11 protein-coding genes are annotated in these 12,774 nt (G+C 61.5%); 3 read left to right on the top strand and 8 right to left on the bottom strand.

What is annotated here, in order from left to right:
• Positions 1-77: 77 nt before the first annotated feature.
• The 5 genes from NMB39_RS15465 to NMB39_RS15445 form a co-directional block, all read right to left on the bottom strand.
• Complete coding sequence (locus NMB39_RS15465; protein WP_057022387.1) at positions 78-1,493, bottom strand: efflux transporter outer membrane subunit; 1,416 nt, start codon at positions 1,491-1,493, stop codon at positions 78-80.
• Positions 1,490-4,669, bottom strand: a complete 3,180-nt coding sequence (locus NMB39_RS15460) for an efflux RND transporter permease subunit (protein WP_057022386.1) — start codon at positions 4,667-4,669, stop codon at positions 1,490-1,492. The genes NMB39_RS15465 and NMB39_RS15460 overlap by 4 nt, the downstream gene beginning before the upstream one ends.
• Positions 4,670-4,684: 15 nt before the next feature.
• Positions 4,685-5,926 carry a multidrug efflux RND transporter periplasmic adaptor subunit MexE gene (gene mexE / locus NMB39_RS15455; RefSeq protein ID WP_494340496.1) on the bottom strand — a complete coding sequence of 414 codons (1,242 nt, stop codon included), beginning with the start codon at positions 5,924-5,926 and terminating at the stop codon, positions 4,685-4,687.
• 268 nt (positions 5,927-6,194) lie between these two features.
• Complete coding sequence (locus NMB39_RS15450; protein WP_494340497.1) at positions 6,195-6,374, bottom strand: hypothetical protein; 180 nt, start codon at positions 6,372-6,374, stop codon at positions 6,195-6,197.
• Positions 6,375-6,438: 64 nt separating this feature from the next.
• Entirely contained in the window at positions 6,439-7,014 is a 576-nt protein-coding gene (locus NMB39_RS15445) for a helix-turn-helix domain-containing protein (RefSeq protein ID WP_494340498.1), read from the bottom strand.
• A 152-nt stretch (positions 7,015-7,166) separates the two neighbouring features.
• Between NMB39_RS15445 and NMB39_RS15440 the strand changes: the two genes are divergently transcribed.
• Positions 7,167-8,060: a DMT family transporter gene (locus NMB39_RS15440; RefSeq protein ID WP_494340499.1), complete on the top strand. Its 894-nt coding sequence runs from the start codon at positions 7,167-7,169 to the stop codon at positions 8,058-8,060.
• A gap of 16 nt (positions 8,061-8,076) precedes the next feature.
• Here the strand turns inward: NMB39_RS15440 and NMB39_RS15435 are convergent, their stop codons facing one another.
• Entirely contained in the window at positions 8,077-9,249 is a 1,173-nt protein-coding gene (locus NMB39_RS15435; protein WP_416146445.1) for an alginate lyase family protein, read from the bottom strand.
• A 61-nt stretch (positions 9,250-9,310) separates the two neighbouring features.
• Positions 9,311-10,123, bottom strand: a complete 813-nt coding sequence (locus NMB39_RS15430) for a MipA/OmpV family protein (RefSeq protein ID WP_494340500.1) — start codon at positions 10,121-10,123, stop codon at positions 9,311-9,313.
• A gap of 219 nt (positions 10,124-10,342) precedes the next feature.
• On the opposite strand from NMB39_RS15430, the gene NMB39_RS15425 reads away from it, so the two are divergent.
• Together NMB39_RS15425 and NMB39_RS15420 are read left to right on the top strand one after the other, a co-directional pair.
• Entirely contained in the window at positions 10,343-11,032 is a 690-nt protein-coding gene (locus NMB39_RS15425; RefSeq protein ID WP_494340501.1) for a response regulator, read from the top strand.
• 5 nt (positions 11,033-11,037) lie between these two features.
• Positions 11,038-12,213 (top strand): sensor histidine kinase, encoded by a 1,176-nt coding sequence (locus NMB39_RS15420; protein ID WP_494340502.1) that lies wholly within the window; start codon positions 11,038-11,040, stop codon positions 12,211-12,213.
• Between the two features lie 270 nt (positions 12,214-12,483).
• On the opposite strand, the gene NMB39_RS15415 is transcribed toward NMB39_RS15420, so the two are convergent.
• Positions 12,484-12,702 carry a hypothetical protein gene (locus NMB39_RS15415; protein ID WP_156422412.1) on the bottom strand — a complete coding sequence of 73 codons (219 nt, stop codon included), beginning with the start codon at positions 12,700-12,702 and terminating at the stop codon, positions 12,484-12,486.
• Positions 12,703-12,774: the final 72 nt, after the last annotated feature.

The raw sequence follows: 12,774 nt of genomic DNA, 5'->3' as shown, positions 1-12,774 counted from the left end.
AAAAAAAAGCCCCGTGACCGAATGATCCACGGGGCTAAAAATTGGCTGGATGCGACCAACCAAAGGAGCTCTTTACCTCACTTGCTGCTGGCGACTACCGTATCTGGCTGCCAGCCACCACCCAACGCCTTGTAGATCGCGACAATGCCGCGATACAGATCCACTTCGGCCTGGGCCTGGGAATCTTCGGCAGCCAGGCGTTCGCGCTGGGCGTCGAGCAATACCAGGAAGTCCACGGTACCTTCGCGGTAGCGGATCGCCGCGAGGTCGGCGGCGGCGCGGCTGGATTCGCTTTGACGGATCAGCGAGACCAGGCGTTGCTGGCGCTTGCCGTAATCGCTGAAGGCGTTTTCAGATTCTTCCAGCGCCAGCAACACCTGCTGCTCATAGGTCGCCAACGCGCCATCGGCTTCGGCATTCGCACCACGCAAACGTGCGCGCACGCTGCCCAGGTCAAATGCGGCCCAGGTAATGCTTGGGCCCAGGGACCAGGCATTCGCCGCGGCCGAACCGATCTGCGAGCCCCGCCCGGCGGTGAAGCCGAGGAAGCCGCTGAGGCTGACCCGTGGGAACAGGTCGGCCTTGGCCACGCCGATCCGTGCAGTGGCGGCGGCCAGCTTGCGTTCGGCGCTGAGAATGTCCGGGCGACGTTGCAGCAATTGCCCTGGGTCGCCGATCGGCAACGCCTTGGCGATTGCCGGCAGGTCTTTGGGGCTCAGGTCCACGCTCAGCTTGTCGGGGCGCTGGCCGAGGAGGGTGGCGATGCGATTGCGTTCGCGCACTTGTTCGGCCTGCAGTTGCGGCACGCTGGCTTCCACCGCCGCCAGGCGCGCATCGGCACGTTCCACGTCGAGCTGATCACCGACGCCGGCATCACGCAGGCTGACGGTGATGGCGCGCGATTCTTGCTGATTCTTCAAGTTGTCCAGGGCGATGCGTTCACGCAGTTGCGCACCGCGCAGCTGGCCGTAGGCATCTACCAACTCGGCAATCATGGTGACTTGCAGTTGGTACAGGTCGGCTTCGGCCACCTGCTGGTCGGCGTCGCTGGCTTCCAGGTTACGGCGGATGCGTCCAAACAAGTCCACCTCCCAGGCCATGTCCAGGCCCAGGTCGTAGCGCTCGCTGTTGACGCGCTTGGTGGTCTGCCCGGGAATCTGGCCCTTGCCCACATCGCTGCTGGCGCGGGAGGTGACCACCGGCATGATGTCGTTGGCGGCATCATCGCGGATCGCCCGTGCCGCTCGCAGGCGGGCGAAGGCCACGCGCAGGTCGCGGTTACCGCTCAGTGACTGGGTCACCAGTTGGTCGAGGGTCGGGTCGTCGAACTGCTGCCACCAGATGCCTTCGTACTTGGCATGGTCGTAGCTTTTGCTGTCGGCGGCGGCCGTGATATTGGCCGCCTCCAACTGCTGGGTCTTGTAGTCCGGGCCTACGGCACAGGCGGCGAGCGCCAGTACCAGCAAGCTCGGCAGGAATACTTTCACACTCATTGCTGTGTCTCCAGCTTCAAGGCCTTGGCCGCTTTGCGCGCTTCCTGGCGCTCCACATAGCGCCGGATCAGTACGTAGAACACTGGTGTCAGCAACAGACCGAAGAAGGTCACACCGATCATCCCGGAGAACACCGCCACACCCATGGCATGGCGCATCTCGGCACCGGCACCGGTGGACAATACCAACGGCACCACGCCCATGATGAACGCGAACGAGGTCATCAGGATCGGCCGCAGACGCAGGCGGCAGGCTTCCAGTACCGCGGCGAGCGGGTCGAGACCTTCCTGCTGTTTATCCTTGGCGAACTCGACGATCAGGATCGCGTTCTTGCACGCCAGGCCCACCAGTACGATCAGGCCGATCTGGGTGAAGATGTTGTTGTCGCCGCCCGAGATGATCACCCCGGTAATGGCCGACAGCAGCGTCATCGGTACGATCAGGATCACCGCCAGCGGCAGGCTCCAGCTTTCGTATTGGGCGGCCAGTACCAGGAACGCCAGCAGTACGCAGAGCGGGAACACGAACAGCGCGGTATTGCCCGAGAGGATCTGCTGGTAAGTCAGGTCGGTCCACTCGTAGGTCATGCCGTTGGGCAATTCATCCTTGAGCAGCTTTTCAATCGCGGCCTGGGCCTGGCCGGAGCTGTAGCCCGGTGCGGCGTTGCCGTTGATTTCAGCGGTGATAAAGCCGTTGTAGTGCATCACGCGGTCCGGGCCCGAGGTGTCGCTGACCTTGATAAAGGTTGCCAGCGGGATCATCTCGCCTTTGTTGTTGCGCACTTTCAGCTGGCCGATCTGGTCGGAGTCCTGGCGGAACTGTTGCTCGGCCTGCACGTTGACCTGATAGGTACGCCCGAAGCGGTTGAAGTCGTTGGCATACAACGAGCCCAGGTAGACCTGCAGGGTGTCGAAGATGTCGCTGATCGCCACGCCGTGGGTCTTGGCCTTTTCGCGGTCGATGGCGGCATCGACTTGCGGCACGTTGACCGTGTAGCTGGTGAACAGGCCGAACAGTTCAGGCACCCCGTGGCTCTTGGCGATGACGTTCTGCACTTCTTTATACAGCTCGTCATAGCCGAGGTTGCCACGGTCTTCGATCTGCAGGCGGAACCCGCCAATAGTGCCCAGGCCTTGCACAGGCGGCGGCGGGAAGATCGCCATGTAGGCTTCTTCGATATTGGCGTATTGGCCGTTCAGCGCACCGGCAATCGCACCGGCCGACATGCTCGCGTCTTTACGCTCGTCGAAGGGCTTCAAGGTCACGAACACAATGCCGCTGTTCGGGCTGTTGGTGAACCCATTGATCGACAGGCCAGGGAATGCAATCGCGGCTTCCACGCCGGGTTGTTTAAGGGCGATCTCCGACATGCGCTTCATCACGTTTTCGGTGCGGTCCAGGCTCGCAGCGTCGGGCAGTTGGGCGAAGGCCACCAGGTATTGCTTGTCCTGGGCCGGTACGAAACCGGTCGGGGTGTGGGCAAAGCCGAAGAATGTCAGCACCATCAGGCCGGCGTATACGAACAGGGCAATGCCGCTGCCACGAATCACTCGGCGCACGGTGCCTACGTAGCCATGGCTGGCCTTTTCGAAGAAGCGGTTGAAGGGCCGGAACAGCCAGCCACCGAAGAGCTTGTCGAGGAACCTGGAGAAACGATCCTTCGGCGCGTCGTGAGCACGCAGCAACACGGCAGCCAGGGCAGGGGACAGTGTCAGCGAGTTGAACGCCGAAATCACGGTCGAGATCGCAATGGTCAAGGCGAACTGCTTGTAGAACTGCCCGGTCAAGCCACTGATAAAGGCGGCCGGGATAAACACCGCACACAGCACCAGCGCGGTGGCGATGATCGGACCGGTGACCTCACTCATGGCTTTTTCGGTAGCCGGGAACGGTTCCAGGCCCAGCTCGATATTACGTTCGACGTTCTCCACCACCACGATGGCGTCGTCCACCACGATGCCGATGGCCAGTACCAGGCCGAACAATGACAGCGCATTGAGCGAGAACCCGAACAGGTGCATCACCGCAAACGTACCGATCAAGGACACCGGCACCGCCACCAATGGAATGATCGAGGCGCGCCAGGTCTGCAGGAACAGGATCACCACCAGCACCACCAGGATCAGTGCTTCGAACAGGGTGTGCACCACCGCTTCGATCGAGCCGCGCACAAAGATGGTCGGGTCATAGGCGATGCGGTAATCCATGCCCGCCGGAAAGCTCTTTTTCAGCTCGGCCATCTTGCTGCGCACATCGTTGGAGATGTCGATGGCGTTGGAACCGGGACGCTGGAAAATCGGAATCGCGACGGCGGGCTGGTTATCGATCAGCGAGCGCAGCGCGTATTGGCTGGAGCCCAGCTCGACCCGGGCGATGTCTTTCAAACGCGTGATTTCACCGTTGGCGCCGGCGCGAATCACAATGTTCTCGAACTCTTCCTCGGTGACCAGGCGGCCCTGGGTATTGACCGACAACTGGAAGCTGGTGTCACTTGGCGCAGGCTGCGCGCCCAGGGCACCGGCCGCCACCTGGCGGTTCTGTTCGCGGATCGCCGTGACCACATCGGTCGCGGTGAGGTTACGCGATGCAGTTTTGTTCGGATCCAGCCACACGCGCAGGGAGTAGTCGCCCATGCCGAACAACTGCACATCGCCAACGCCGCCCAGGCGGGCCAGCTCATCCTTGATATTGAGGATCGCGTAGTTGGACAGGTAGAGCATGTCGTAGCGCTGATCCGGGGAGGTCAAGTGCACCACCATGGTCAGGTCGGGGGAGGCCTTGTCTACGGTGATACCGATGCGCGTCACTTCCTCAGGGAGCTTGGGCTGGGTGCGCGTCACACGGTTCTGCACCTGCACCTGCGCGTTGTCCAGGTCGGTGCCCAGGGCGAAGGTGATGGTCAGGGTCAGCTTGCCGTCGGCGGTGGATTGCGAGGACATGTACAGCATGTTCTCGACACCAGTGATGGCTTGCTCCAGCGGCGCAGCCACGGTTTCACCGATAACCTTGGGGTTGGCGCCCGGGAAGTTGGCGCGTACCACTACAGTTGGCGGCACCACTTCCGGGTATTCGCTGATCGGCAGTTGGAACAGCGAGATCGCACCTGCGATCAGGATCAACAGCGACAGCACCGCTGCGAAGATCGGCCGCGAAATGAAGAAATTGGAAAAATTCATCTTGAGTCGTATCCCTTAATCGCGTGAAGTCGCGACACTGGCGAGCTTGGGCGCGGGTTTGTCCGGCGCCACTTGCTCCAGGTTGCTGGCTTCAAGCGCTTGTCGTTGTTGGGCCAAGGCGGCGAGGGTTTCCTTGCTGGCCATCGGGATGGTTTCCGGCGCGACCGGCGAACCCGGGCGCACGCGCTGCAGGCCCTTGACGATAACGGTGTCGTCCTTGTTCAGGCCGCTGCGCACAATGCGCAAGCCTTCGATCTTCGGCCCCAGCTCTACCGCGCGGTAAGCCGGCTTGTCGCCTTCCATCACCAGCACGAACTTCTTGCCCAGGTCGGTACCGACGGCTTCGTCGTTGATCAGCACGGCGGAGTAGGTGCCGCTGCCGACCAGCTTCAAGCGTGCATACAGGCCGGGGGTGTACTCGCCCTTGCTGTTGTCGAACACCGCGCGGCCGCGGATGGTGCCCGTGGCCGGGTTGACCTGGTTGTCGACGAAGTTCATCTGGCCCAGGTGCGGGTTGCCGGTTTCATTCGACAGGCCCAGGTACACCGGGGTGGTTGCGCCACGACGGCCCTGGCGGGCCAGTTCGGTGTACTTGAGGAACACGCGCTCATCGGCGTCGAAGTAGGCGTAGACCTTGTCGGTGGAGACCACGCTGGTCAGGATGGTGGTATCGGCGGTGACCAGGTTGCCAGCGGTGATTTCCGCGCGGCTGACGCGACCACTGATGGGCGAAGTGACGCGGGTAAAGCTCAGGTTCAGCCTGGCCAGGTCCAGCTGCGCCTGGATCCCGGCCATGGCGGCGCGGGCTTCCTGGGCGGCGGTGGTGCGCGAGTCGGCCAGTTCGGCGGAAATCGCGTTGCTCTGGCGCAGGCGTTCGCCGCGCTGAGCTTCGTTTTCACTGCGGGTGGCGGCCGCCTTGGTTTGTGCGAGCTGGGCTTCAAGACGACGCACTTCAGCCTGGAAGGGGCGAGGGTCGATCTGGAACAACAGGTCGCCTTTCTTGACCAAAGCGCCTTCTGTAAAAGCGACTTGGTCAATCTGGCCCGAGACCCGAGGACGAATCTGCACGGTTTCCGGCGCCTCGAGGCGCCCGGTGAATTCGTCCCACTCGTTGACCGGCTGCTCCAGTACCTTGGCTACGCTGACCTTGGCCGGGGGCATGGCGGCCGCTTGATCCGGGGTCTTGCCGCACGCGCTCATCACCACCACGGCCAGGATCGCCAAGGGGAAGCGCAAATGTTTGAGTGACTGTTCCATGAGGTGCATCCGCCAATGTATTTGAGATGGGCGGATCATGCGCGGCGAGGCGGTATGTCACGAATCGAATGAAGCAAAGGTAACTATCATTCGGAATGATATAAGCGCGCACTTAGCCCTCTAGCATGGGGGTTTCGTTAGGGTGCTATCAATGGGCGTGATGACAAAAGACTATTGCCGAGCGTGCAAGGAACCTTTGCGGCCTTTGGTCTTCCGCTTTTCTGCACGCCAACGCTGAGAATGGAGCGGGTGCGGTTGTGGAGCAAGGTCAAGAGCCAGACTTGACTGAGTCGGCTGCATCGAACGCCTCGCCCAGGAAGTCGATCAAGGACCGCACCGAGGGCATCAGCCCACGCCTGGACGCAAAGACGACGGTAATCACACCTTCGGCGGGCTGCCACTCAGGCAGCAACGCAATCGGGCGTCCATCGGCGATCTCAGCGGCCACGGCGGCGGTCGGCAGGTTGGCGATGCCAACACCGCGCAGCCCCGCCGTTTCCAGGGCCTCCTTCTCAGGAATGCTCTATCACCATCACCGCCGTGGTATTCGCCTCGAGTGCTTCGAACACATGCGGCACATTTGCCAGGTAGCTGATGTAGTCGCCAGCGTTCAGCAATACAGGCCCGCTTGCCGGGCCTATATGGGCGCTGCCACTGCACAACACCACGTGCTCTATGGTGCCCGAAGGGTGAGGCTGAGACAGCCGCACTTCGCCGGGCTGCACCTTCAGCCGGTAGATGTCGCGCTGTACCCCCGCAGGGCAATCGGCAAGCAGTGTCGCTGCGTAATTGGCCGTCTCGGCATAGGCGGTCATGCCCTCGTTGGCGCGGATCACCCGCAGCGTCTGCTGGGGTTGCTCGAAGAACCGGGTGACTTGCAAACCCATTGCCATCGCCAGCGCCCATAAGGTCTCGATGCTGGGGTTACCGATGCCCGACTCCAATTGAGACAAGGTCGACTTGGCTACCCCGGCGCGTTTCGCCAATTCGGTCAAGGAAAGCCCGGCGGCCAGGCGTTCGCGTTTGATTGAGAGTGCCAGCAGGTCGATTCGGCTCGGAGTGTTTATGGTGTTCGGTATGTCGGTCATTTGTTTTATAAATCATCCTTTAATGAGTTGACGCTTTTGAACGCCTTGTTCAGTATAGCGTTCGATAGTTCATTATAAAGTTCAACTTTGCGGCTGGGCTGCCTATGGCGGCTCAGGTTACTGCAATGTCGAGAGCAAGGAAGCAGTGAGTGATGAAGGCGCAAACGCGCGGAACCCTCGAAATGATCTCGGCCATGGTGATCTCCGGCACAGTGGGCTGGTTCGTCGTCATGTCGGGGCAGAGCCCGGAGGCCGTGGTGTTCTGGCGTTGCGTGTTCGGCGCCATGGCGATGCTGATGGTGTGCCTCGTGCTTGGGGTGCTGCGCCGCTCTGTGATCAGCCTGCGGCAATTCATGCTGGTGTGCCTGGGCGGGCTGGCACTGATCCTCAACTGGGTGCTGCTGTTCAGTGCCTACAAACACTCCTCCATCGCCGTTGCCACGGTGGTCTACCACGTCCAGCCGTTCATGCTGGTGGGCCTGGGTGTAGTGTTTTTTGCCGAACGCCTCAGCGCCGCCAAGGTCGGGTGGCTGCTGTTGGCCTTCGCCGGCCTGATGCTGATCGTTTCCGCCAAGGGCAATGGCCAGGCCACGGGTGCCGACCACGTGCTGGGCGTCTGCCTGGCCCTGGCTTCAGCCTTCTTCTACGCGGTGGCGGCAGCGATCACCAAACGCCTCAAGGACCTGCCCGCGCACCTGATCGTGCTGATCCAGATGGTGGTCGGTGCGCTGGTCCTGGCCCCGTTCGTGGACGTGGGCAGGGTCGATACGGTGGAGGGCGCCTGGACGTACCTGATCATTATCGGCGTGGTTCATACCGGGCTCATGTCCACCTTGCTGTACAGCGCCATCCAGAAAATCCCCACGGCGCTGGTGGGGGCTCTGTCATTCATCTATCCGATCATGGCGATCCTGGTCGACTGGGTTGCCTTTGCGCATCCGCTCAGCGTCCTGCAAGTGATCGGAGCGAGCGCCATCCTGCTGGCGGCCGCTGGGATGAACTTCGGTTGGTCGCTGGGCCGCGCTCCGCGTCAGGAAGTGACGTAGGGGCGCACTGAGGCCCTCACGGCATCAGCTGAGTGTTGGACAGCCCGTATTCCCCCAACGAATACAGCAAGCTTCCATACCCCAACTGATCGTAGCCACCGCTGTTCGGCCCGTAATCTCCGCCACCACCTTCCACCTGGGCCTTCTGCGCGAAGGCTTTCACGTACGGCGCCTTGAGGCCTTTAAGCACGACGTAGTGGTTGTAGAGCAGTTCCCAGATCGGACGGATGTCGCCGCGATGTTCTGGCGAGATAACGGTTTGCTTGAAACCGTTGTTGATAAAGGGGGTGAAAGGCACGTCGTGGCCCAGGTTGTACTTGGCCACGTACTCGGCGCCTTGTAGCACGCGGTTGTTCTGGTAACCGAACAAGTCCTCACCCTGACTCCAGGCCATTTGGCAGAAACTGCCGAGCAAGGCGATATCAAGCAATGTATGCGCCTGGTCACGCCCGCTTTCCTGGACCTGGCCCAGGCCATTGCCGTAGAGCTTCCAGACCACGTGCTCAATGGCACCGTTGCCAGCGCCATGTTTGAAATAGTTGACCGCTTCATCATAGACATCGCGGCGGTCGGTCAGTACGCCAATCGCCAGCATCGAGTTCATGTTGGCCAGGTCCCAGTTCGCCCAATAGTGGTCGACCAGCGCGTTATTGTGACGTACCAGGAAATCATGATTCATCGGGTAGAAGACCGTGAGCATCATGCGCTGGAATTGATGAAAGTCCGCAGCCGTCCACCTTGAATAACCGCGCAGTAACTCTGCGGCATTGGCGAGTTGATAACCATACAAACCGGATGCCAGGAAACGTTCCGATGTGCCTTCAATCGCCGTCAGGGTGGTGGACCATTGGTTCAACATCGCTACGGCTTTGTCGGCATACGCGGTATCGCCCGAAAGCTGCCAGCGCAGGGCCAAGGCGTACGCGGCGGCAGCATCGTTGAATAACCTGGCGTAGTTTTCCGGATGTCGACCATCCGCCCCCCGATACACCACCGCAACCGGGCTTGGGTTCCAGGCCAGGGATGCGTGCCGGTTGGCGATCAGCTTCTGCCAGCCGGCCAGCCACGGCTGGTTATGGTTGGCCAGTTTTTCGCGGATGCGTATGAAGTCTTCCTCGGTCTGCAACAGGCCCGGATGGACGAACGCGGAGGCTTGGGCACCGATACTCAGCGACAGCGCGCCGAGCATCAGGAGACGGCCCCAAGCACGGAACAATTGTGCAAAACCCTGCATGCCTGGCGCCTCGTTATCAGAAGATGTAGTTGATGGCGAACATGCCCAGGCCGGCGCTCTCACGCCGGACCAGCGGGCTGTTACGGGCCTGGTCGGCGTACTGGGTCAGCGTCAGGCTGACCAGCGTCGACCAGTGTGCGTCCAGGCTGTGCTGCCAGTTCATGGTGGCGGAGTAGGCGTAGATCCCGGCATCGGCGCTGTATTTGCCATAGAGCGAACGCTGGCTCTGTGCCTGGGTGACGCCGAAGAAGGTTTGGTTGTAGCGGCCATCGCCGGCATGGGCGTCAATGTCCAGAGCCAGGGTGTCGCTGTCGGTATGAACCAGGATGCCTTCCAGGCCAAAGCGGTAACGGTTGCCACGGTGCTCGCCGGCCATGCGCAGTTCGGCTTCGCCGCTGACCGACAGCCAGTCAAGCAGTTGCTGGCTGAGGGTGAAGTCGGCGACGGTGGCGCCGTTGACATCGCCCATGCCGTTCAGCTCGCGGTCGCCCGGGCGGCTGGCGCTGTCCTTCTCCTTGCGACCCAGGTCGTAGTTGATCGCCGCGCTGGCGCCAAAGCCGCTGTCGGATTGATATTGCAGGCCCAGCCCACGGGTGGTGTCGGCGAACAGCACGCCACGCTGGATACTGAACATCGGCAGCACAAGCGCGCGGTAGCGGTCGGCGCCCATGTAGCGCGGCGTGATCCCCATGCCAAGGCCCAGGGTAGTGGTCGTTTTGTCGGCTGCCGGGCTGGCGTCGGCCGCCTGTGCCGGGGCCGCGAGCGTGCAGGCCATCAATGCGGCGGCGCCCCATAGCACGGTACGGGTAGGAGGAGTGGTCAAGTTCATGGTGAAACCCTTTCAGCGGAGGAAAATAGCGGTGCGCCGGACAGCGTGGCGACCCGTAGCAAAACCGCGCCAAGACGTTCAGGCAGCTGGATAGGCTTGGACAGCGATGCAGTGGTCGGCATAGGATCGGCTCGCGAAAGCCGGGCGTAGGGCAATACTGCCCGCGGACTTTCAATAAACCGTTCGTGAATTATCAAGGTTTCATCAAGAGGCTTCTTTGTGTCAGGAAAACGTATCCTCATCGTCGAAGACGACGCCGACAGCGCCAACATTCTCGAAGCCTATCTGCGTCGGGACGGTTTTGAGGTGGCCCTGGCCGAAGATGGCCAGCGCGGTCTGGACCTGCACAAAAGTTGGCGGCCCGACCTGATATTGCTCGACGTAATGCTGCCGCGCTTGAGTGGCACCGAGGTGTTGTCTGCGGTGCGGCGCAGCAGTGACACGCCGGTGATCATGGTCACGGCCATGGGCGACGAGCCGGAAAAACTCGGCGCCTTGCGCTATGGCGCGGACGACTATGTGGTCAAGCCCTATAGCCCACGCGAGGTGGTGGCGCGGGTGCATGCGGTGTTGCGGCGTACCACGGGCAGCCAACCGGTGGAACAGTTACTGCGTCATGAAAACCTGCGAGTGGACCTCATCGCCTTTACCGCGGCCATTGAACACCGCGATGCGCCGTCGCAGTTGCTGGACCTGACGCCGACGGAGTTCAAACTGTTGGTCAGCTTGCTGAAGACTCCCTCCAAGGCCTTCACCCGTAATGAGCTGCTGGAAATCTGCCTGCCGGAAAGCGAAGCCCTGGCCCGCGTTGTCGACGCCCATGTGCACAACCTGCGGCGCAAGCTCGAAACCCATGGCATCGTCGGGGTACTGGTGACGGTGCGCTCCATTGGCTATCGGTTCAGGTGAGCACCATGCTTGAGAACTCACGGGTCAACGACAAACCCCTGTGGCGCTGGGTCGGCATGCGCATGAGCCTGTTGGCGATCGGCGCGGTGGTGGTGATCGCCATCTGCATGTGGATCAACTTCAGACTGTCGGACCAGTACTTTTTGCGGCACCTGCCGCCAGCGGCGCGCGAGGAGTTGCTGCAGTTGCGCGTCGAGCCGCAGCTCAATGAGACACGCTTGCGCCAACTGGTTGCCGAATACTATCCGGTGGAATTCTTCCTGCCGGACATGGCCAACCGCGACTGGCTGATTCTGGCTTGCCTGGTGCTGGCGGCTATTCCGATCATCATCGCCTGTGGCTTGTGGTTTTCGCGGCCCTTGTCCAGCCAGTTCTCGGCGATTGCCCAGGGCGCGCGACGGGTTGCCGGCGGTGATTTCCTGACGCGCCTGCCGGTTCACCGCGACGCACCCGATGAGCTGCAGCGACTGATTGGCGACTTCAACAGCATGACCACGCAACTGGAGCGCTATGAGCGCGATGTACGCGAGTCCAGCGCGGTCATCGCCCACGAACTGCGCACGCCATTGAACGCCGCCATGGGCCGGGTGCAGGGCATGCTCGATGAGGTGTTCCCCAGCGATGCCGCGCAGTTGGGCATGGTCAAGCGCCAGCTCGATCAACTGCGAAAACTGGTGGATGACCTGCACCTGTTGTCGATGGCCCGGGCCGGCCGGTTAGTGCTGGAGCGCAGCGAATTTTCCCTGGCGGCCCTGGTCGCCGAACGACTGGCCTGGTTCCAGCCGCAACTGGATGAGGCCCGCGTGCGTGCGCAGGTCAGCATTGCCGATGGGTTTCGTCTGCATGCCGATCGCGATCGCCTGGGCCAGGTGATCAATATCCTGGTGGATAACCTGCTGCGTTACGCGGCTAGCGGGGGCGAATTGAGCGTCATGGCGCATAGAGTCGAAGACCGGGTGGTGTTAGAGATCGGTGACCGCGGCCCAGGTATCGAGGTTCAGCACCTGGACAGCGTATTTGACCGCTTCTGGCGGGCGGAGCGCTCCAGGGCGCGTTATTCAGGCGGCAGCGGGCTGGGCTTGTCCATCGCCCGCGCAATCTGCCAGGCCCATGGCGGAGCCATTACCGTCAGCAATCGCGCCGAAGGGGGCACGCTGATCCGGGCGGAGTTTGCGCTGTAGTTTTTTCGGGCTATATGTCTGTGGCTGGATATAGGTAAATATGCCGTCGATGGCAGTCATTCGAGCGCCTGCATTGACGGGGCATTGTGCGTGGAGAGGAAAACGTGGTGCGGGGCGGTAGGGGACGTCGGTGGGGGCAGCTTTTTTTAAGGAACCGGAATTGCCCCCCCCAATCAGATGAGACGTGGAGGGCATTGTGATGAAAGGCTTCGGCGGCTCAAGCTTCATGACATGGCTACAGCGCATCGTTTGTACCGCAGAAATATCATTTTATGCTCCCAGCTTTGCTCGGTAGTCTGTGCGGTCGACTTGCGATTTTGTTGCAGAGGGCACGATGCAGATAAGAAGTGAGCGGGCGGCCACTATGTGCGGTTTGGTGGCAATCCTTTTGTGGAGCACCGCCGCCGGATTGATCAGAGGCGTCAGCGAACAGTTTGGTCCGCTGGGCGGTGCCGCGATGATTTGCAACATGTCGAGAATTAGCTGCATCGAGCTCCCCCCTCGCATGCAGCGCTAGATACCAGCCGACCCACGACAGAGGTGCGGCCTCGGATTTCTTCA

The sequence above is a fragment of the Pseudomonas sp. FBCC-B545 genome, from assembly GCF_059134095.1.
Note: the sequence above shows the minus strand (reverse complement) of the source record. Positions and strands in the feature narration are given on the sequence as shown.

Coding starts and splice junctions, on each gene's coding strand:
- NMB39_RS15465 (WP_057022387.1), bottom strand. CDS start 1,493: ATGAGTGTGAAAGTATTCCTGCCGAGCTTGCTGGTACTGGCGCTCGCC.
- NMB39_RS15460 (WP_057022386.1), bottom strand. CDS start 4,669: ATGAATTTTTCCAATTTCTTCATTTCGCGGCCGATCTTCGCAGCGGTG.
- mexE (WP_494340496.1), bottom strand. CDS start 5,926: ATGGAACAGTCACTCAAACATTTGCGCTTCCCCTTGGCGATCCTGGCC.
- NMB39_RS15445 (WP_494340498.1), bottom strand. CDS start 7,014: ATGACCGACATACCGAACACCATAAACACTCCGAGCCGAATCGACCTG.
- NMB39_RS15440 (WP_494340499.1), top strand. CDS start 7,167: ATGAAGGCGCAAACGCGCGGAACCCTCGAAATGATCTCGGCCATGGTG.
- NMB39_RS15435 (WP_416146445.1), bottom strand. CDS start 9,249: ATGCTCGGCGCGCTGTCGCTGAGTATCGGTGCCCAAGCCTCCGCGTTC.
- NMB39_RS15430 (WP_494340500.1), bottom strand. CDS start 10,123: ATGAACTTGACCACTCCTCCTACCCGTACCGTGCTATGGGGCGCCGCC.
- NMB39_RS15420 (WP_494340502.1), top strand. CDS start 11,038: ATGCTTGAGAACTCACGGGTCAACGACAAACCCCTGTGGCGCTGGGTC.
- NMB39_RS15415 (WP_156422412.1), bottom strand. CDS start 12,702: ATGCAGCTAATTCTCGACATGTTGCAAATCATCGCGGCACCGCCCAGC.